This window comes from Mycobacterium sp. NGS40 (assembly GCF_059812735.1).
Genome location: NZ_JCALDG010000002.1, coordinates 309,427 through 330,013 on the forward strand (window position 1 = coordinate 309,427; position 20,587 = coordinate 330,013).

Consider the following 20,587-nt stretch of genomic DNA (forward strand, 5'->3'; position numbering starts at 1 on the left):
CGTTCGAAACATTCAGCTGAAGACCGTCTGCCCGTCGACATCGAGCAGGTAGGTCTCGGTGCCTTCCGAGACCCTCGGAGCATCGCCACCCAGCGAAACGGCGATTTTGTTGCTGGCATTACGCATCACATCGAGGGTGATCTCGACTGCCTCGGCCGCGGAAAACCGAGCGCGCACCTCGGCGACAACGTCGGCGTCGAGGTGCGCCGGCGTCCAAATTAACGCATCGGCATACCGCAGCGCGGCTTTTGCGCGATCGTCGATCAACTCCGACTGCTCGAACCGCCCGATGTCGTCGTACAGCGTCTCCGAGCCCCCGGCATCCAGCGCCCGGCTCTCCCGCACCGACTTGCACAGCCGGCAGTTGTGCGCGCCCGCCCCGCGCAGCCGCACCAGCTCGGACGTCACCGGGTCCAGCGAACGCATCCGTCCCACCGAGGGCAGGAACTCGTTGAACACCTCCGCGGACGGGTCCGTGGCGTGATCCCACTCGATCGGCCCGCTTGTCCAATCCAAAAAGCTCGAACCGACACCCAGCGCTTCGAATCCGGCCCGCACCCGCGGCACCAGGTCGGCGATGTACATCGCCACCACGACACCAAAGGTGTTGTCCCCCAACGCCTTGAATAACCGCGTCCGCTGCTCGACGGTGATCGCGGACACGTCGGCGCTGAACTGCTCGGCGAACTCGGCGACGACGGCCTCAACGTCGGACACCGGCTCGGAAACCGAGACCTCGACCGGCAGCGGCGGCAACGACATCGTCTGCGCACACACCCGCCGCACCAGGCCCACCAGACGGCCATCGGGCGACGCCAGCGAAACCAACCGCGTCAGCTGTCCGTTTCGAACCGTAGCGGGAACCACCATGCCCGATACGTTACGACTACTGCGCCTGGCTCACCGAGGACATATGGAAATCCGGGATCCGCAGCGTCGGCATCGCCGCCCGGGTCGCCCAGTCGCCCCACTCGCGCGGCAGCGTCTTCTCGCTGACGCCGGCCTCGGTCGCGCGCCGCAGCAGGTCCAGCGGGCTCTCGTTGAAGCGGAAGTTGTTGACCGCCGCGGTGACCTCGCCATCCTCGATCAGGTACACCCCGTCACGGGTCAGCCCGGTGAGCAACAGCGTGGTGGGATCGACCTCGCGGATGTACCACAGCGTGGTCAGCAGCAGACCGCGCTCGGTGCCCGCGATCATGTCGGCAAGGTCCTTGTCCCCTCCAGTCATCACCAGGTTGTCCGCCGCGACGGCCACCGGCGCGTCGAACTTCGCGGCGGAGGCGCGCGGGTAGGCCAGTGCGTTGATCACCCCGTCGCGGATCCAGTCGACCTGGCTGATCTCCATGCCGTTGTCGAACACCGACACCGTCTCCGAGGAACTGCTCGCCATCACGAACGGCGTGCATGCCAGCCCGGGCGCCATCGGATCGGAGAACAGCGTCAGCGGCAGATCGGTGAGCCGCTCCCCCACCCGGGTGCCGCCGCCCGGCGCGGAGAACGCGGTCCGCCCCTCCTGCGCGCCGCGGCCGGCCATCGACCAGCCCAGGTAGATCATCATGTCCGACACCGTCGACGGCGGCATGAGCGTCTCGTACCGCCCGGCCGGCAACGCCACGGTGCGCTCGGCCCAGCCCAGCCGCAGCGCCAGGTCCTCGAGCAGCGAATCCGTCTGCACACCAACGAAATCGTGCGTCCCGACACCGGCCCAGGCGCTCGCGTCGCCGCGCTTGCCGTTGATCTCCACCGCGCCGGTCGGCTGGGTGTAACGCCGCCGCAGCCCCGTCGAGGACGCCAGGAACGTCGTCGAAACACTATGGTGTGCAAAGCCGTACAGCCGGTCGGTGCCGGCGAACCCGCGGCTCAGCGAAGCGGCCACATCGGCGAACACCTCGGCCCCGGTGCCGGGCACCGGCGCATCCCAATCGACGGGCACCCCGGTATCGGCCAGCAGCGGCGCGGCATCGCCGGCTTCCGGCGCCGCGGCGGCCGCGTCCTGGGACGCCGCCACCAGACTCGGGATCACCCGCGGGTCAACCTCGGCGGACGTCATCGTGCCCAAAGACGCGCTATCGCCCTTGCGCACAATCGAAATGACCGTGACCGTTCGGCTGTGCGAAAGCCCATTGGTGGTCATCGAATTGCCGGCCCACCGCAGCGTCGCTTCGACCTTCTCGGTGACCAGCACCATCGTCTCGTCGGCGCGGCCCAGTTTGGCCGCCTCGTCCAAGACGATGTTGACGACGTGTTGCGGTGTGATCATCGGCCGCCCTCGGTCCGGGTGTTGAGCACGTTGACACCCCGGAACAACGCCGACGGGCAACCATGGCTGACCGCGGCGACCTGCCCCGGCTGCGCCTTGCCGCAGTTGAACGCGCCGCCGAGCCGCCACGTCGACTGCCCGCCCACGGCTTCCATCGAATTCCAGAAATCCGTCGTGGTGGCCTGATAGGCCACGTCGCGCAGCTGGCCGTCCAGCCGGCCGTCGCGGATTCGGAAGAACCGCTGTCCGGTGAACTGAAAGTTGTAGCGCTGCATATCGATTGACCACGATTTGTCGCCGACGATGTAGATGCCGTCCTGAACCCGGCCGATCAGATCGTCGGTGGAAAGGTCGTCGGGGCCGGGCCGCAGCGACACGTTGGCCATCCGCTGGATGGGCACGTGATGCGGCGAGTCGGCATACGAGCAGCCGTTGGAGCGCGACTGCCCCAGCCGCGGCGCGAACACCCGGTCGAGCTGGTAGCCGACGAACATGCCGTCGCGCACCAGGTCCCAGCTTTGGGCGGCCACCCCCTCGTCGTCGTAACCGATAGTGGCCAAACCGAATTCGACGGTGCGGTCGGCGGTCACGTTCATCACCGGCGAGCCGTAGCGCATGGTGCCGAGTTTGTCCGGAGTCGCGAACGACGTTCCCGCGTATGCGGCTTCGTAGCCGATGGCGCGATCGTATTCGGTTGCGTGGCCGATGGATTCGTGAATGGTCAGCCACAGGTTGGTCGGATCGATCACCAGGTCGGTGGGCCCCGCGGTCACGCTGGGCGACTTGACCTTCTCGGCCAGCAGCGCCGGCAGCTGCGCGAGCTCGTCGGTCCAGTTCCACACCTCGTCGCCGACAAGCACCTCCCAGCCGCGTCCCATCGGCGGGGCCAGTGTGCGCATCGAGTCGAAGCTGCCCGCCGCGGGATCGACCGTCACCGCCTCCAGCGACGGCATCACCCGCACCCGCTGCTGGGTGATCGCCGATCCGAAGGTGTCGGCGTAGAACGTCTGCTCCTTGACCGCGGTCAGTCCCGCCGAGACGTGGTCGATACCGTCGGCGCTCAACAGCCGCCCGGAGTACTCCTCGAGCACACCGATCTTGTCGGCCGCGGGGATGTCGAACGGGTCGATCCGGTAGTTCGACACCCAGGTGGCGTCGGCGTAGACCGGCTCGGCCGCCAGCTCGACGCGCTCGGTGTTCAGCGCCGCCAGCGTGGTGGCCACGTGCACCGCGCGCCGCGCCGTCTCAGCCGCGACCGAGGGCGCCAGCTCGGCGTGCGAGGCGAACCCCCAGGTGCCGTCGACGATCACCCGTACCGCCAACCCCACCTCACGGCTGACGACCGCGGTCTCGAGTTCACCGTCGCGCAGCTGGATGATCTCGGTGTTGATGCGATGAATTCGCAGGTCCGCGTAGCTGGCCCCGGCCGTCGTGGCCGCCGACAACGCAGCCTCGGCGAGCTCGTGTCGCGGCAGGCCGAGGAAGTCGGCATCGATCCCCCGATTCGGTGTCACGGCTCCCACCGTAACGACTGTGCACTCCAAACCCCGGCAGCGCCCGCTTTAATTAGCTGCATGGCCAGCCGGAGTCAGCCGCGATCCAGCGTGCTGGCCTATGGGTTGCTGGCCCCGAGCCTGTTCGGGGTCGTCACCTTTCTGCTGCTGCCCATCCTGGTGGTGATCTGGCTCAGCCTGTACCGGTGGGACTTGCTGGGTCCGCTGCGCTTCGTCGGCCTGGCCAACTGGCGCTCGGTGCTGACCGACTCCGACTTCGGGCACTCGCTGTTCGTCACCGCGATCTTCGTGGCGATCGTGGTCCCCACCCAGACCGTGCTGGGCTTGGTTGTCGCCTCGATGCTGGCCCGGCTGCTGCCGGGGACCGGCTTCTTCCGGACGGTGTTCGTGCTGCCGTGGATCTGCGCACCGCTGGCGATCGCGGTGCTGTGGCGCTGGATCCTGGCGCCCACCGACGGCGCGATCGCGACCATGCTCGGGCACAGCATCGAGTGGCTCTCCGATCCCACCTTCGCACTGCCCCTGGTGTCGGCGGTCGTCGTCTGGATGAACGTGGGCTACAACTCGCTGTCCTTTTTGGCGGGCCTGCTGGCCATTCCCAACGACATCCACGCCGCCGCGCGCACCGACGGCGCCAACGCGTGGCAACGGTTCTGGCGCATCACCCTGCCGATGCTGCGCCCGACGATGTTCTTCGTGCTGGTGACCGGGATCGTCAGCACCGCACAGGTTTTCGACACCGTGTACGCGTTGACCGACGGCGGGCCGGGCGGCAGCACCGACCTGGTGGCCCACCGCATCTACGCCGAAGCGTTCGGTTCGGCGGCCATTGGCCGGGCTTCGGTGATGGCGGTGGTGCTGTTTGTGATCCTGATCGGCGTCACGGTCGTTCAGCATCTGTATTTCCGGCGGCGGATCACCTATGACCTCGTCTAGCCGCGTCGTTAACGCGCTGATCTACGCCGGCATGCTCGTCGGTGCGCTGATCACGTTGCTGCCGTTCGCACTTGGCCTACTGACCTCGTTCACCTCGGCGCACCAGTTCGCGACGGGCACACCGCTGCAGCTGCCGCACCCACCCACGCTGGCCAACTACGGCGACCTGGCCGGTGCCGGATTCGGGCGCGCCGCGGCGGTGACGGCGTTGATGACGGCAGTGATCCTGGTCGGCCAGATGACGTTCTCGGTGCTGGCCGGCTACGCGTTCGCTCGGCTGGAGTTCCCCGGGCGCGACGTGTTGTTCTGGGTGTACCTCGCGACGTTGATGGTGCCCGGGACGGTCACCGTAGTGCCGATGTATCTGATGATGGCCGAGGCGGGTCTGCGCAACACGTTCTGGGCGTTGGTGCTGCCGTTCATGTTCGGCTCCCCGTACGCGATCTTCTTGCTGCGCGAGCACTTTCGCCTGATCCCCAACGACTTGGTCAACGCCGCACGCCTGGACGGTGCCAACACCCTCGACGTCATCACCCACGTCGTCGTTCCGTCCAGTCGGTCGGTGCTGGCGACGCTGACGCTGATCACCGTGGTCTCGCAATGGAACAACTTCATGTGGCCGTTGGTGATCACCAGCGGCCACAAGTGGCGGGTGCTCACCGTGGCGACCGCCGAACTGCAGTCCCGCTTCAACGCGCAGTGGACGCTGGTGATGGCGGCGACCACGATCGCGATCGTCCCGCTGGCCCTGCTGTTCATCGCTTCCCAGCGACACATCGTCTCCTCGATCGTCCTCTCGGGTGTCAAGTGAAAAGGCCGCGCTCCTCCACACTGGCCGCCGGTGCGCTGGGACTGGTCGCGGTGCTGTTGGCCGCCATCGCCATGCTGCTGAACTACTCCGGCGATCCCCACGGCAACAAGATCGTGGTGCGCGTGCGGGTCTGGGGCACGCCGATCGCCGACGCCTACCGGCAGTCGTTCGCGGAGTTCAACCGCACGCATCCCGATATCGAGGTGCGCGTCGACCTGGTGGCCTACGCGACGTACTTCAACACGCTGCGCACCGACGTCGCGGGCGGCAGCGCCGACGACATCTTCTGGCTGTCCAATGCCTACTTCGCCGGCTACGCCGACAACGGCCGGTTACTGAACATCAGCAAAACCTTTAGCCCGGACGCGATTTCGGATTGGGAACCGGCGGTGGTCGACCAGTTCACCCGCAACGGCTCGCTGTGGGGCGTGCCGCAGCTGACCGACGGTGGTATCGCGGTGTACTACAACGCGGACCTGCTTGCCGCCGCCGGCATCGATCCCGGCCAGCTGAACAGCCTGCGGTGGGATCCCGACGGCGACGACACCCTGCGCCCGACCGCGGCCCGCCTCACCGTCGACGCCGGCGGAAAGGCTGCGGGTACACCGGGTTTCGACCCCGGCCGGATCCGGCAGTGGGGCTACAACGCGGCCAATGACGCCCAGGCGATCTACCTCAACTACATCGGCTCGGCGGGCGGGGTGTTCCAGCGCGGTGACGAGTTCGCGTTCGACAATCCTCAAGCCGTCGCGGCCTTCCGTTACGTGGTCGGCCTGATCAACAACGACCACGTCGCGCCACCGGCCTCGGACACCAACACCAACGGCGACTTCTCCCGCAACCAATTCCTCGCCGGCAGGATGGCGCTGTTCCAGTCCGGCACCTATAACCTGGCGGCGATCGCGCGTGACACCCAATTCCGCTGGGGCATCGCGATGCTGCCGATCGGACCCGCGGGCCGGATCAGCGTCACCAATGGCATTGCCGCGGCTGGTAATTCGGCTACCAAGCATCCCGACGCGGTGCGTCAGGTGCTGGCCTGGATGGGCAGCAGCGAAGGCAATGCCTATCTGGGCAATCAGGGTGCGGCGATCCCCGCGGTGCGCTCGGCCCAGCAGGTGTACTTCAAGTACTGGGCGGCGCGCGGCGTCGACGTCCAGCCCTTCTTCTCCGTCCTGCAGGGCCCGCGCATCCCGGCGCCGGGTGGTCCGGGCTTCGCGGCCGGAGACGCCGCGCTGCAAAGCTATTTCGACGAGATGTTCCTCGGCCGCGGCAACGTCGCAACCACGCTGCGGCAGGCACAGGCAGCGGCCAATGCCGCCGCGCACCGCTAGTCGGTTTCGTTGAGCGCGCTGTGGTGGCGGCCCCACCCGAAGTAGAAGATCAACGCCACGAAGATCCAGCCGCTGAACGCGATCCAGGTGTACCAGTGCAGGCTGGACAGGATGTAGCCGCAGGCCAGCACCGAAAGCACCGGCGTGACAGGGTAAAAGGGCACTTTGAACGCGCGGGGCAGGTCCGGCTCGCGCACCCGCAGAATGATCACGCCGACCCCGACGACTATGAACGCGGTCAGCGTGCCGATCGACACCATGTCCGCCAGCTTGTCCAGCGGGACGAGGCCACCCAATGTCCCGGTGGCGACGGCGACGATCACCGTGTTCGACACCGGAGTCAACGTGCGCCTGTTGATCAATGCGAATCGCGACGGCAGCAGCCCGTCGCGGGCCATCGCGTACAAGATGCGGGTTTGGCCGTACATCGTGATCAGGGTGACGGTGAAAATCGAGATGACCGCGCCCGCGCACAGAATCGTGCTGGCCCAGCGTTGATGTGTGACGTTGTCGAGGATGGTCGCCAGCCCGGCATCCTCCTGCCCGGCGAAATCCTGCCACGGCTGGGTGCCCAGTGCGGCGAGCGCGACGAGCACGTAGACGGTGGTGACCGTGGTCAGCGCCGCGATCAGGGCGCGCGGCATGGTCTTCTGCGGGTCCTTCACCTCTTCGCCCGCGGTGGACACGGCGTCCAGGCCAATGAACGAGAAGAAGATCGTGCCCGCCGCCGAGCCGATTCCGGCCACGCCCAACGGGGCAAAATCCTTGAGCTGGTTGGCGTCGAATGCGGTGAACGCGATGATCACGAACATGCCCAGCACGCCGAGCTTGATCATCACCATGATCGCGTTCACCCGCGCCGATTCGCTGGCGCCGCGGATCAGCAACAGCGCGCACATGGCGATCAGGATGACCGCCGGCAGATTAACGTAGCCGGGGTCGGAATCCCACGGCGCCTCCGACAACGCATGCGGGAGCTCGAATCCGAACAAATTGTGCAGCAGCTTGTTGACGTAGCCGCTCCAGCCCACCGACACCGCCGCGGTCGCTACGCCGTACTCCAGCAGCAGGCAGGCCGCGACCGCCATCGCGACCACCTCACCCAGCGTCGCGTACGCATACGAATACGAAGACCCGGAAACCGGGACGGCCGAGGCCAATTCGGCGTAGCAGATAGCGGCCAGCCCGGCCGCGACGCCGGCGATGATGAACGAGACGATCACCCCGGGGCCGGCTTCTGGCACCGCCTGCGACAGCACGAAGAAAATGCCGGTGCCGATCGTCGAACCGACCCCGAACATGGTCAGCTGGAACGCGGTGATGCCGCGTTTGAGATGCTCCGCGGCCCCGGCTGCGACGGGCGCGCCGGATACCGGGCGGCGCCGCAGCATCTGTGCTGTCAGGCTGATCGAGCTGGCTGGCAAATGGCGCCCCCTCGTGCTGGATCAGCTGATTATGCCCGTAAGACGGCTGCAAACTGGTCGATGGCCCAATCGATTTCTTGCTCGGTAATCACCAGCGGTGGCGCGAACCGCAGCGTCGAACCGTGCGTGTCTTTGACCAGCACACCGTGCTCGGCCAGCCGCAGGCTGATCTCCTTGCCGGTGGCCAGGGTGGGTTCGATGTCGACGCCGGCCCACAAGCCGAAGCCACGCACCGCGATCACACCGTCACCGATCAGGTGCCGCAACCGTCCGTGCAGATGGGCTCCCAATTCGGCCGAGCGGGCCTGGAATTCGCCCCGCGCCAGCATCGCGACCACCGTGGTGCCGATCGCGGCGGCCAGCGGGTTGCCCCCGAACGTCGAGCCGTGCTCACCCGGATGCAGCACGCCGAGGACATCGCGGTTTGCGACCACCGCCGACAGCGGAACGACGCCGCCGCCGAGCGCCTTGCCGAGCAGATAGACGTCGGGCACGACACCCCAGCGGTCGCAGGCGAACGTGTAACCGGTGCGCGCCAGGCCCGATTGGATTTCGTCGGCGATCATCAGCACGTTGTGTTCGGTGCACAGCGCACGAACGGCCGGTAGGTAGTCGTCGGGTGGCACGATAATGCCAGCCTCGCCCTGGATCGGTTCGAGCAGCACCGCGACGGTGTTCTCGTCGATCGCGTCGGCCAATGCCGCGACGTCACCGAAGGGCACCGCACGGAAGCCGGGGGTGAACGGACCGAAGCCTTCCCGCGCCGTCGGGTCCGAGGAGAAGCTGACGATGCTGATCGTGCGGCCGTGGAAATTGTTCTCGGCTACGACGATGTTGGCGCGGCCCTCGGACACGCCCTTGACGTCAGCGCCCCACTTGCGGGCGACCTTGAGGCCGCTCTCGACGGCTTCGGCGCCCGAGTTCATCGGCAGCACCATGTCTTTGCCGCACAGCTCGGCAAGCCCGGCGCAAAACGGGCCCAGGTTCGCGGCGTGGAATGCGCGACTGACCAGCGTGACGGTGTCGAGCTGGGCGTGCGCTGTCGCGGTGATCTCCGGGTTGCGGTGCCCGAAGTTGACCGCCGAATACGCGGCCAGGCAATCCAGGTAGCGCCGGCCCTCGACGTCGGTGATCCAGGCACCGTCGGCGCTTGCCGCCACCACGGGCAACGGCGAATAATTGTGTGCTGCATACTTTTCGACGAGTCCGATCGCGTTCTCGGTTTCGTCGCCGGCCAACGAAGTCGGGTGGTCCAGAATCGTCATTCAAACACCTCCAATGTGCAGCACTTGACTGAACCGCCCCCCTTGAGCAGCTCGGAGAGATCGACGCCGACGCCCTCGAAGCCCGCTTCCCGCAACTGGGCTCCGAAAACCGTTGCGGCGCAAGGATACACGACATGCAGGCCGTCGGATACGACGTTGAGGCCAAGCACGTAGGCGTCCGCGCTTCCCACCACGATAGCGTCGGGAAACAGCGCGTGCAGTTGATCCTGAGCCGCCACGCTGAACGCGGGAGGGTAATAGGCGATCGTGTGGTCGTCAAGCACGGCCAGCGCGGTGTCGAGGTGATAGAACCGCGGGTCCACCAGCTCGAGGGAGACCACCGGCATGCGCAACGCCGCCGAAATCTCGGCATGTGCGCGCCGATCGGTGCGAAAGCCGTAGCCCGCCAACACCATTTCGCCGACCAGCAGCAGGTCGCCCTGCCCTTCGTTGGCGTGGCGGGTCGTGACGGGCTGGTAACCCATCGACGACATCCACTCGCCGTACGCCACCGCCTCGCCGGCCCGCTCCTGGTAGCGGAATCGGGCGACGATGGCGACCTCACCGGCGACGAACCCGCCATTGGCGGCGTAGACCATATCCGGCAGACCCGGGACCGGCTCGACGATGTCCACGCGATGGCCGAGCCCGAGGTAGGTCTGCCGGAGGCCTTCCCACTGCGCGTGTGCGACGTCGACGTCCACGGGCGCACTGGTGTCCATCCACGGGTTGATCGCGTACTCGACCGCGAAGTAGGTCGGCGGCGTCATCGCATATCGACGAGTCCGAGCTGTTCTGGACCGCCTGGGGGCGGCGTCTTGCCATGCCTCGGGCCGGGCGCGCGGAGCCGGGTCGGCGACATAGGAATCCGTCATAGATCAAGGGTATTTGGACGCCTATACACAATCAAACGACGATTCTTGCGTGTCTATGGACGATTTATTGCGCTACAGTGCTGTCGACAGCGATTTATTGCGCAAGCTTGAAATGGGGACAATGGACCGCCTGGATGACACCGACGAGCGCATCCTCGCCGAACTCACCGAGCATGCGCGGGCGACCTTCGCCGAGATCGGCGAGAAGGTGAATCTGTCCGCGCCGGCGGTGAAACGGCGCATCGACCGCATGCTCGACAACGGCGTGATCAGGGGCTTCACCACGATCGTCGACCGCAATGCGCTCGGCTGGAACACCGAGGCCTATGTGCAGGTGTACTGCCACGGCACGATCGCGCCCGATCAGTTGCGCGCGGCCTGGGTGGAGATGCCCGAGGTGGTCAGCGCCGCGACGGTGACTGGGACGTCCGATGCGATCCTGCACGTGTTGGCCCGCGATATGCGCCACCTGGAGTCCGCACTCGAACGCATCCGGGAGAGTGCCGACATCGAGCGCAGCGAGAGCATCGTGGTGCTGTCAAACCTGATCGACCGGATGCGGACCTAGCGCGCGCGCCGGGCTTCGCGAGCGTAACGCCAGGCCGGGATTTTGGTTGAATTTTCAGCGTGTGGTTACGCTCGAGCGCCGAACCAGCGCGCCGGCCGGGCCGCTGGCTGGCGAGTTGCGTAAGGCCAGGGCTGGTTTCGTTCCGGCACCGAACTCGCCCGGGCCCCTTTGAGCTGCATCCGAAGGTGCTGCCGCAGGTCGTGCAGATTGGGATCGGTCCACCGGTTGTTTGCTTCGATCGGGTCGGCGGTCAGGTCGTAGAGCTCCCACTGATCGTCGAGCGGAGACGTCCGATACGCCTCTCCCCCAAGGCCATTGGCCGCCAGATGACGAACGCCCGGCTCGGTCCAGGTGCCCGGGTCGTCGAAGGTGCGAACCAGCTTCCACAGATGTCCGTCGCCGCCGGCCTCGTCAACCCGCAATACCAGACCCTCGAAATTGGAGGCGGTGTGCGCGGGAACCCGAATCCGCAGCGGCGCGGGCGGATTCACCGTCTGCTTCAGGCGCCGCGCCAGACCCGACGCGCCGCTATCCCCTTCGAGCATGTTGTCGCGGGTCATCAGGTAGACGGCCCGGGTGTCGTCGGCGGGTGCGCCGTCGACGACCGGCATCAGATCACGGCCCGGCAGTTCGTGTACCTCCGAGAACGACTCCGCCAGTGTGACAGCCACTTCCGCGACATCGACCCCCGCGGCACCCAGCAGCGTCGGGACCAGGTCGACATGCGATGTCGGCGCCGTGACCACCCGGGGCTGCGTCGTGCGCGCACCGATGCGGGCTATCACGAACGGAACACGGGTGGCCTCGTCGTAGAGGTTGAACCATTTCTGATGCAGCCCGCCGTGGGCGCCCAGCAGGTCGCCGTGATCGGCGGTGCGCACCAAAACGGCGTCCTCCGAACCACCTTCGGCGACGGCCCGTCTGACGCGGTCGATCGGCCCGTCCACCTCGGCATGCAGGCGGTAGTACAGATCGCGGTAGCGCTGCGCGCCGCGCTCGTAGGTCCGGTCGATCGCGGGTGCCGGGCCGTAGCCGGAGTAATACGCCTCGCGGAAGGCGATTTGCGCGGCGGGCTTGGTCGACAGGTCCTCGTCGGCGGTGGGCGCCGGGGCGACGGGTGGCGGGTCCAGCGGCGACGGCTTGACCGGACCGCGCTGCGACCACAGCGGGAACAGCACGATGTCGTGGGGGTTGACGAAACTGGCGACCAGCAGAAACGGGCGCAGCGCGGACGGGTCGCCGGCGCGACGGCGCGCGTAGCGGTCGGTGAGCCACGCGACGACGCGATCGGCGATCAGCTGGTCGCGGCGAATCCCGGCATTGGCCAGCAGCGCCCCGTGCGGCTCCGGGCCGACCCACCCGGAAAAGCCATACGGCCCAAGCGGATCCGCGTCCAGATAGCGTTGCACCGCGGCCGGGTCGACGACGCCGTCGTCGTCGTTGGTCGCCAGCGAACGGCCGGTGTCCGGGTCTTCGAGATCCGCGTGCGAGATGTGCCACTTGCCGTCATAGTGCGTGTCGTATCCGGCCGCGCGAAACCAGTTGCCCAGGGTGGGCACCTCGCCGGGACGAAGCCAGCGCATCCGGGAATCGTCTGCCGTCTTCCCGATACCGTCGGTCTGGGTGACGCCGTGCAGGTCCGGGTACTGCCCGGTGAAAATGGTCGGGCGGCTCGGCACGCAGGCGAGCGATCCCGTGTAGTGGCGGCCGAAACTGACACCGTGGTCGTCGAACCACTTGCGGCCCGTCAGTACTCGGTCGCGCCACGCCAGCACACCGGGCGTCTCGTACGGCGGCACCGCCCGTTCCTCGTCGGTCATCAGGATGACGATGTCGGGGCGATCAGACACGCGCATTCTCCAATCGGTTGGCAAGCCCGGCGAGCATCGAATCAGATTGTCGCGCAGCGACTTGACACACGACACGTTCGGCAAGCTGCTGCGGCGGCCAGGGCCCGATCTCAACCGTGGTGGTCAGCGTCACCACGGTCGAATCGCCCGAACCCGCCGCCAGCGTCCAGCGGTTGACCACCCGGCGCAGCAGCCGGGGCAGACCCTCGATGTCGTAGGCGAGCGCGTGGGGCGGGTCGAACTCGGTGATGCGCTCGACCAGTGTGTCGCGTTTGACCTGGACTCGTCTCGTGGTGCCGACCGGTGCTCCGTCGGCTCCCGAAGCCAAGATGCACGAGTGGTCGACGTTATCGGCCCACGAAACGATGGCGCCGAAGTCCGCCAGGACATCCCAGACCTCTTGCGGGCGCGCAGCAATGGTACGAGTGCGCTGGATGTCGGCCACGCGCTTACGCTACGCGACAAGTCTTAAATCGGAGTGATGTGCATCATTGTCTCGACCACCACCGACGCGGACCCCGCCGCGGCAAACAGCGCCAGCGCCACCCAGTCCGCCGGTTTCGGTCGGGCCGGAGACGCCGACAGCTGACCCGCCCCGCCGCGAGCGGTGATCGCGTCGCCCATCTCGTCGGCACGCCGCAACGTCACGACCATGGCCGTCGCGAGCAGGTCGATCAGCTCCCGGCCCTGTTGCTTGCGCCGGGCCCTGCGGGTCGCCGGCAACTCTTTGGGACGCAGCCGGCGGGCGGCGTAGAGCACCTGGAACTCCTCGATCAGCATCGGAAAGGCGCGCAACGCCAGCGCCAACGTCACAGCCCATTCGTCGACCGGGATCCGGAATACCTTGAACGGGCGGCCCAAAGTTGCCAGTGCTGGGCCGATTTCGGCGACATTGGTCGTCCAGGACACGAGCGCCCCGAGCGCTATCAACAAGATCGTCAATGCGGTCACCCGCAGGAAATGCAGTGATCCGCCGAGGCCAACATGAAGCCCGCCCGCCGATACCACCGGACTACCACCGGCGACCGCGGCGGTGATGAAGCCCAGCGCGATCATGAACCACATCCAGCGCGGCACCGATGGCATGGCGCCGCGCGGAATGTGCGCCAGCCACACCGCCGCGATCGTCAGGGCCCCGAGTAGCCCGATGGTCACCCAACCCGGATAGAAGGTCAGCAGCACCGCGGTGCCGACAACGACCAGAAGTTTGGTGCCGGCCCACAACCTGTGGATGACGGTGTCTCCGGGGACCGGTACCAACAGCACCACCGGACGACGGGGTTTCTTGGTGGTGGCCTTGGCGGCGCGCGGGGACGCGGTGTCGGTCATGCCGCACCCCCGGTCGCGGTGGGCACCGTTTCCAGCACGCCGTCGCGCAAATGCAACGTGCGCGGGCAAATTCCTTCCAGGCCGATGCTGTCGTGCGAGATCACCACCAGAGTCAGACCCTGCTCACGGCGAAGGCGGTCCAGCAGTGTCAGCAACCCGCGCTGACTGGCGACGTCCAATCCCGCCAGCGGCTCGTCGAGAATGAGCGCTCGCGGCGAACGCGCCAACATTCCGGCCAGCACCACGCGGCGCATCTGGCCACCGCTGAGTTGGTCGATGCGGCGCTCGGCCAACGCGGGCTGCAACCCGACCAAACCCAATGCCGCGGCGACCCGCTCTTCGTCTTCATGCGAAAAACCCGCTGCCGAGGCCACTTCCAGGTTGACGTGGCTGCGCATCAATTGCAGCCGGGCCGACTGAAATGCCAATGCCACCACGCCGACACGCTCATGGGTGGGCTCGCCGTCGATCAGGCAGGTGCCCGTGGTGGGGACCGTCAGCCCGGCCATGATCCACCCGAGTGTCGACTTGCCCGAGCCGTTGTCGCCATGGATCAACACACCATCACCCTGCTCGGCGACGAAGTTGATGTCGCGCAACGCGGTCTTGGCCCACGGTGTGCCACTGGCGTATTCGTGCCCGACGCCGACGAGTTCGATCGCTCCCGCGTCGTGGCGCCGCGGCGGCACGGCGCTTGACACCAACGATTCGTCGAATCCGATCGTGACGGTGTTGTCCGACGACTCGCTGAGATTGATCGTGCGGTTTGCCGACGCGGCCTCGTCGTCGAAGTGGGTGATGTGCACCAGGGCGGTCCGGTGCCGTGTGGTGAGGCCCGACATCACGTCCAGCAAGGCATCGCGACCCTGCTGATCGATCATGGAGGTGACCTCGTCGGCGATGAGCAAGGCGGGCTCCCGGGCGAGTGCCCCGGCGAGCGCCAGACGCTGTAACTGCCCGCCCGACAGACTGGACGTATCGCTTTCGGCAAGGTCGTCGAGGCCCACCTCGTGCAGGAGCCGGCTCACGTCGACCTTGGCGTCCGGGGGTAAGCCCCACACCACGTCGTCGGCGACCCGGGTGCCCAACACTTGACTCTTCGGGTGTTGCAGGACAAGCGCCGTGCCGCCCTGTCGGCCCAAACCCACCGCGCCGGGCCGGTGCACGGTTCCCGAGGTCGGCCGCCGGCCGGCCAGGATCAGCATCAGCGTGGTCTTGCCCGAGCCGTTGGCGCCGGTGATCGCGACGTGCTCGCCGCTTCGCACCTCCAGGCTGACTTCGCGCAGTGCGTCCTTAGCCGCCTTGGGGTAACGGAACCGCACCCGGTCCAGCCGCACCGGCACCGGACCGATCCCGGCATCCGCGGGCAGTTCGATGTCGGGTGGATCCAATTTGTGCACATCGGGGATGTCGCCCATCCGTTCCAGCAGCCGCGACAACCCCGACCAGCCGACCAGCGTCACCAGCACGACGACGAACATCAAGTACGGCAGCACCAACCACGGCCAGTACTGCAGCCCCTCCGCGACGTAACGCTGCAGCGCCGCGGCGACATTCGGCAGGTGCACCCAGCGCAAGAATGCGGCGACGCCGTTGACGTTCGCGGTCAGTACGCCAAAGATCAACTGCCGCAACCGAGTCAGCACGGCGAACACGCCGACCCAGGCGGCGCCCCAGAGGAATCCGGCAACCAGGGACGAGACGATCACCGTGGGTACGCCGCGGCCTTTGCGCTTGACGATGCCGCATATCCCACCGACCCAGGCGGCGTCGACAACCATCGCCGAACTGCCCATCCCGGAAATCAAGAAAGCGATCACCGTCGCGGCGACGGCCGAGGCGATCAGCACCCGAGGACGGAAGCGGTAGGCGAGCAACCCCATCGGCACCGTGCCCAGCACGCCGAAGCCCTGAGCGAACGGAATGACCGCGGCAATGATTGCGGTCACCGCACACAGCGCCCCCATCACCGCGGCCTGAGCTAATTCGTTCGGCTGCAGCGGTCCGCTCGTGCTGTGCCGAAGAGGGCGCAAGGTCACTTTCTCGATTGTGCCAGGCCGACACACCGGCCGCCCCGAGTTAGCGGCCCTTTGCTGGCCGGTGACGATTCTGTGCATCAGGGCGACAGCGGTTGGTCTCGCATAGCAAAGCTATGCAAGCATGGATCTATGGACAACGTTGTCGACACCGCAAACGTCGCGCTCCAGCAGGGGCTGGGCGCGGACCTGCTCGCTGTGGTCGCGCGGCTGAACCGACTGGCTACCCAACGTATCCAGATGCCGCTGCCTTCGGCGCAGGCCAGACTGCTCGCGACTGTCGAGGTTCACGGAGAAGCCCGCATCGGCGACCTTGCCGCCGTCGACCACTGCTCGCAACCCACGATGACCACCCAGGTGCGCCGACTCGAGGACGCCGGGCTGGTTAGCCGAACCGTCGACCCCGGCGATGCGCGTGCGGTCCGGATCCGCATCACCGACGAGGGACGACGCACGCTGAACGCGGTCCGGGCCGACCGCGCCGCCGCGATCGAACCGCAGCTGGCGATGCTCGAGCCCGCCGACCGCGAGGTGCTCGCGGAGGCGGTCCAGGTGCTGCGCCGACTGCTCGACAATGCCGCGGCGACGCCGCGCCGCAACACACTGTGACCGGCGTGCACCCCTTGTGGGGCGATGACCGCCAGCGGGTAGACACTTAGTCAGTGGCTTCCGCCTTCCCAGCCTCACCGCTCACCGTCTTCGTCGGCCCGATGCGGTACGTGTTTGCCCCGGGCCGCGACGCGATCGTGGCGTACGGGGATTGGTGTGACATCCCGCTGGACCGCCTGGGCTTTGCCGCCCCGCCACCGCCGATTCCGCAGCCCGACGTGCTGCTGCGCTTTGCCGAGACGCGCTGGGTCGCCATCGATAGGAGCCGCGGCGGCATCTTCGTCGACGGCTCTCGGGTGCCGACGGTCGACATCCGCGACGGCCTCGCGATCGTGCTCGGGGACCCCCAGCGCGGGCCACGGCTGGTTTTCCGGCTTGGCTCGCCCGCCAGCCCGCCGGGGCCACCGCCCGGTCCCCCGCAACGCGCGCCTCAGCCGCCGCCCATGCCGCGACCGCCCGTCGCGCCGCCACCGCCCGTCGCACCGCCGCCGATGCCGCCACCGCCCGTTGCACCGCCGCCGCAGCAGCCGCCGATACCGCCTCCGCGGCAGCAGCCCCCGCCCGTCGCGCCGCAGATTCCGACGCAGCGGGAAACCCAGCGCATGCAGATCGGGCCGACGCGACAACCCACGGTCGAGCAGCGGATTCCTCCGCCGCCTCCGCCCGCGCCGCCTCCGCCGACGGTCGGGCCGCCCGCGCCGCCACCGCCCCTTACCGCGCCGCCTCCGCCCGCGCCGCCACCTGCCGCACCGCCTCCACCACACCCACCTCCGCCACGAGAGCAACCCATCGCGCCGGAGGAACAGCCCAAGGGCCGTGGCCTGATCGAGCGGATGACCGACGCGACCCGCAAGCTGCGGGCAAGCCGTCCCGCCGAGGCCACCACCAACTTCCGCGCCGAGGAGCCGAACACGACCTATCGGCTGCCGCTGGCGACCGGTGCCCGCACGGTCGGCGTCAACGCCTACCGGCTGGGACTGCGCACCGACAGCCACGATCTGCTCACGGACGTGTCGTTCACGGCGCGCCCGGGCACGCTGACCGCGGTCACCGGCCCGTCGGCCGCATGCAATTCGGCGCTGCTGGGGATGCTGGCCGGCACCCGGGCGCCCAGCACCGGGCAGCTCACCATCGACAGCCACGACGTGTACGCCGAACTCGACCCGATGCGCACCCGCATCGGGATCGTCGGACGCAACGAGACCATGCACCGGCGGCTGACCGTCGAACGAGCCCTGCGCTACACCGCCGAGTTGCGGCTGCCGCCCGACACGACACCCGAGCATCGCGACCGGGTGGTCGATCAGGTGCTCGAAGAGGTGGAGCTGACGCCGCACCGCACGACGCGGATCGGCAAGCTCACCCCGGAACTACGCCGGTGCGCATCGGTGGCGATCGAACAGATCACCCGGCCGAGCCTGCTGGTGGTCGACGAGCCGGGCATCGGACTCGATGAGGAGCAAGAAGATCACGTAATGGCCGTGCTGCGACGTCAGGCCAATCTGGGCTGTGTCGTCGTGGTGGCCACCACGACACCGACCCACCTCACGATCTGCGACCAGGTCCTGGTGCTCACGGCCGCCGGGACGCTGGCCTTCACCGGAGCGCCGCCGCAGGTCCAGTCCGCGCTGGGCACTGCGGACTGGTCCGAAGCTCTCGCGCGGATCAGCGCCGATCCCGACGGGGCGCACCGCGCGTTCACCGCACGGCAACAGGCACCCGGTCAGGCGGAACCGCCCGAGGTCGCCGCACCGTGGCCGCCGCAGCAAGCGCCGACCCTGACCCGCCAGGCCTGGCTGGTCGCGCGTCGCCAAGTGCGGGTGCTGGTCGCGGACCCGCTTTACACCGTGTTCTTGGTGGCGCTGCCGCTCGCGTTGGCGGGCTTGGCGTTGCTGATTCCCGGTGACTCCGGCCTGGGCCGGCCCGGGCCGACGAGCCGCAACCCCCATGAAGCCGTCGAGATCCTGGCCGCACTCAACATCGCCGCCGTAATCCTGGGTATCGCGCTGACCATTCGCGAACTGGCCGGCGAGCGGCGCGTTTTCCGGCGCGAGCAAGCCGTCGGGCTTTCGACGTCGGCATATCTGGCGGCCAAGATCGTCTTCTTCGGCGTGGCCGCGGCCGCGCTGGCGGGCGTCGTGTTCGCGATCGTCATCGCCGACAAGGGCCAGCCGACGCGTGGCGCTGTGTTGCTGCACAACGCCACCGCCGAGCTGTATGTCGGCGTGGCGCTAACGGCCATCGTCTCGGCGGTCGTGGGCCTGGCGCTGTCGGCCATGGGCACGTCGCTGCGCGAGGTCCTGCCACTGGCCATCCCGGCGATCCTGGCCTCGGCGGTGTTCGCCGGTGGCCTGATCACCCTGGTAGGCACCTGGGGCTACGACCAGATCTCCTGGTTCGTCCCCGCGCAGTGGGGCTTCGCGGCATCCGCCTCGACCGTCGACCTGCACCGAGTCGACGCCCAGGCCGCCGACATCCTGGTCTGGACGCACTATGCGGGCTGGTGGATGTTCGACATGATCGTGCTCGCCAGCTTCGGCGCGCTGTGGGCCGGTTTTGCTCGGTACCGGCTTCGGCCGCCGACCCGCGACATCGGCCCGCGGCCGCTACATCGCGAACAGCAGGAACTGAGTGATTCCCCGAGGTGAGAAATTGTTGTCGCTGACGAATACGACCGATTGACGGCCGTCGGTCAACTTCGGTCCCAGCGTGATGCCTTCGATGTTGCCCAGCGGCGACAGGCCCGGTGTCGCTGTCATGTCGACCGCCAACGACTTCGTCATCGGCGTCAACATCACGTTCGTCATCGACGGCATATCCAATACGTTTGTGGCAGAACCGATCTCGGCTCGGTAAACGCGGATCGTCTGCGGCATGGAATCGGTCCGCTCGATCACCAGAAACGTCGTATCGGTCAGCGCCACCAGATCCGAGACGCCGTTCTCCTCGGCCGGCGGTGTGGGTGGCTCCATCGGGTAGGCGTACTGGGCGGTGGGCTTTCCGGTGGCGACGTCGAATTTGGTGAACCGGGTCAGCACCCGGTTCCCGTCACCGGTCTCGGGGCCGTCGTTGTAGCCCGGGTCCTCCATCGAGGCGAACACCGATCGACCGTCAGGCGTCAGCGTCACGCCCTCGAGCGCCCGGTTGCGCCGCGGTCCGGTCTGCTGAGCGGACATGGCCAGATTGGCCGGCAACGTGAACTGCCCAAGATAGGCGCCGTCGAGTCCCGCGGTCCTGACCCACGGGTCCAGCAGCACCGGCCCCTCGGCCAGCCGCTCGCCTTCCGAACTCCAATACAAGCGTTGCCGGGCACGGTCGAACGCGATGCCCTCCGGGTCGGGAGGAACCACCGGCGGCGTCGTGTTCACCGCCAGCGGCCGAAACGGCTGATCCGACCGGTCCAGCAGTGGGTGGGTGGCGGTGAAGGTAACCCCGTCAATTCCTTTGTCCGACAACGACAATTGCACGGCGTAGAACCGGACGGGGTTCTTCTCCGAGCGGTCGTCGCTGATCACGTAGTAGAGTCCGCGCTCCGGGTCGTAGCTCAGAGCAGACAAGCCGCCGATCGCGGTGTCACCGAAAGTGGTGCCGAAGGCGACCTGGGCCTGACCGAGGTAGGCCAGCACCGGCCGCGGCGGACTCGGCGGAGCCGACGGGCGCGCGGCATCGCAACCGGTGAGCAAGCAGGCAAGACATAACCCGACCAGCGTCAGCGACCGGCCCCGCATCAAACGACTGCCGCCACGAGCAGGCAGGCGTCGTCGGACTCCGGGTTC

At 67.6% G+C, this 20,587-nt stretch carries 17 protein-coding genes; 6 read left to right on the forward strand and 11 right to left on the reverse strand.

Annotated features, from left to right (window positions below):
* Positions 1-12: 12 nt before the first annotated feature.
* The 3 genes from AC5Y5O_RS04925 to AC5Y5O_RS04935 are packed head-to-tail and all read right to left on the reverse strand — an operon-like array spanning position 13 to position 3,774.
* The gene (locus AC5Y5O_RS04925) at positions 13-870 is read right to left on the reverse strand and encodes a carboxymuconolactone decarboxylase family protein (protein WP_500024018.1); all 858 of its coding nucleotides are present in this window, start codon (positions 868-870) and stop codon (positions 13-15) included.
* 16 nt (positions 871-886) lie between these two features.
* Entirely contained in the window at positions 887-2,260 is a 1,374-nt protein-coding gene (locus AC5Y5O_RS04930; protein ID WP_500024019.1) for a metallopeptidase TldD-related protein, read from the reverse strand.
* Positions 2,257-3,774: a TldD/PmbA family protein gene (locus tag AC5Y5O_RS04935; protein WP_500024021.1), complete on the reverse strand. Its 1,518-nt coding sequence runs from the start codon at positions 3,772-3,774 to the stop codon at positions 2,257-2,259. Before AC5Y5O_RS04935 ends, AC5Y5O_RS04930 begins: the two co-directional genes overlap by 4 nt.
* A gap of 60 nt (positions 3,775-3,834) precedes the next feature.
* Here AC5Y5O_RS04935 and AC5Y5O_RS04940 point away from each other — a divergent pair, with 60 nt between their 5' ends.
* From AC5Y5O_RS04940 to AC5Y5O_RS04950, 3 genes are read left to right on the forward strand one after another with little or no spacing between them, the layout of a single operon-like run.
* Complete coding sequence (locus AC5Y5O_RS04940; RefSeq protein ID WP_500024023.1) at positions 3,835-4,710, forward strand: carbohydrate ABC transporter permease; 876 nt, start codon at positions 3,835-3,837, stop codon at positions 4,708-4,710.
* Entirely contained in the window at positions 4,697-5,521 is an 825-nt protein-coding gene (locus AC5Y5O_RS04945; RefSeq protein WP_500024025.1) for a carbohydrate ABC transporter permease, read from the forward strand. The genes AC5Y5O_RS04940 and AC5Y5O_RS04945 overlap by 14 nt, the downstream gene beginning before the upstream one ends.
* Complete coding sequence (locus AC5Y5O_RS04950; RefSeq protein WP_500024027.1) at positions 5,518-6,855, forward strand: ABC transporter substrate-binding protein; 1,338 nt, start codon at positions 5,518-5,520, stop codon at positions 6,853-6,855. Before AC5Y5O_RS04945 ends, AC5Y5O_RS04950 begins: the two co-directional genes overlap by 4 nt.
* Here AC5Y5O_RS04950 and AC5Y5O_RS04955 read toward each other — a convergent pair.
* Genes AC5Y5O_RS04955 through ddaH form a run of 3 tightly spaced genes read right to left on the reverse strand, consistent with a single transcriptional unit; the run spans position 6,852 to position 10,419 of the window.
* A complete protein-coding gene (locus AC5Y5O_RS04955) occupies positions 6,852-8,279 on the reverse strand; it encodes an APC family permease (RefSeq protein WP_096289053.1) in 1,428 nt (475 codons plus the stop codon). The two genes, AC5Y5O_RS04950 and AC5Y5O_RS04955, sit on opposite strands and share 4 nt — an antisense overlap.
* 29 nt (positions 8,280-8,308) lie before the next feature.
* Positions 8,309-9,544 carry an ornithine--oxo-acid transaminase gene (gene rocD, locus AC5Y5O_RS04960; protein ID WP_500024029.1) on the reverse strand — a complete coding sequence of 412 codons (1,236 nt, stop codon included), beginning with the start codon at positions 9,542-9,544 and terminating at the stop codon, positions 8,309-8,311.
* The gene (gene ddaH / locus AC5Y5O_RS04965; RefSeq protein WP_500024031.1) at positions 9,541-10,419 is read right to left on the reverse strand and encodes a dimethylargininase; all 879 of its coding nucleotides are present in this window, start codon (positions 10,417-10,419) and stop codon (positions 9,541-9,543) included. Before ddaH ends, rocD begins: the two co-directional genes overlap by 4 nt.
* A 121-nt stretch (positions 10,420-10,540) precedes the next feature.
* Here ddaH and AC5Y5O_RS04970 point away from each other — a divergent pair, with 121 nt between their 5' ends.
* Positions 10,541-10,987 carry an Rv2324 family transcriptional regulator gene (locus AC5Y5O_RS04970; protein WP_096289057.1) on the forward strand — a complete coding sequence of 149 codons (447 nt, stop codon included), beginning with the start codon at positions 10,541-10,543 and terminating at the stop codon, positions 10,985-10,987.
* Positions 10,988-11,052: 65 nt separating this feature from the next.
* Here AC5Y5O_RS04970 and AC5Y5O_RS04975 read toward each other — a convergent pair whose 3' ends face one another.
* From AC5Y5O_RS04975 to AC5Y5O_RS04990, 4 genes are read right to left on the reverse strand one after another with little or no spacing between them, the layout of a single operon-like run.
* On the reverse strand, positions 11,053-12,837 hold the full coding sequence (locus AC5Y5O_RS04975; RefSeq protein WP_500024033.1) for a sulfatase-like hydrolase/transferase: 1,785 nt from the start codon (positions 12,835-12,837) through the stop codon (positions 11,053-11,055).
* Positions 12,830-13,282, reverse strand: a complete 453-nt coding sequence (locus tag AC5Y5O_RS04980; RefSeq protein ID WP_096289059.1) for an SRPBCC family protein — start codon at positions 13,280-13,282, stop codon at positions 12,830-12,832. The genes AC5Y5O_RS04975 and AC5Y5O_RS04980 overlap by 8 nt, the downstream gene beginning before the upstream one ends.
* 23 nt (positions 13,283-13,305) lie before the next feature.
* A complete protein-coding gene (locus AC5Y5O_RS04985; protein ID WP_096289061.1) occupies positions 13,306-14,166 on the reverse strand; it encodes an energy-coupling factor transporter transmembrane component T family protein in 861 nt (286 codons plus the stop codon).
* The gene (locus tag AC5Y5O_RS04990) at positions 14,163-16,133 is read right to left on the reverse strand and encodes an ABC transporter ATP-binding protein (RefSeq protein WP_500024133.1); all 1,971 of its coding nucleotides are present in this window, start codon (positions 16,131-16,133) and stop codon (positions 14,163-14,165) included. Before AC5Y5O_RS04990 ends, AC5Y5O_RS04985 begins: the two co-directional genes overlap by 4 nt.
* 201 nt (positions 16,134-16,334) lie before the next feature.
* Between AC5Y5O_RS04990 and AC5Y5O_RS04995 the strand changes: the two genes are divergently transcribed.
* A complete protein-coding gene (locus tag AC5Y5O_RS04995) occupies positions 16,335-16,811 on the forward strand; it encodes a MarR family winged helix-turn-helix transcriptional regulator (RefSeq protein WP_096289065.1) in 477 nt (158 codons plus the stop codon).
* A 101-nt stretch (positions 16,812-16,912) separates the two neighbouring features.
* Positions 16,913-19,459 (forward strand): ATP-binding cassette domain-containing protein, encoded by a 2,547-nt coding sequence (locus AC5Y5O_RS05000; protein WP_500024135.1) that lies wholly within the window; start codon positions 16,913-16,915, stop codon positions 19,457-19,459.
* Here the strand turns inward: AC5Y5O_RS05000 and AC5Y5O_RS05005 are convergent.
* A complete protein-coding gene (locus AC5Y5O_RS05005; protein WP_500024036.1) occupies positions 19,418-20,539 on the reverse strand; it encodes an esterase-like activity of phytase family protein in 1,122 nt (373 codons plus the stop codon). The two genes, AC5Y5O_RS05000 and AC5Y5O_RS05005, sit on opposite strands and share 42 nt — an antisense overlap.
* Positions 20,540-20,587 lie beyond the last annotated feature (48 nt).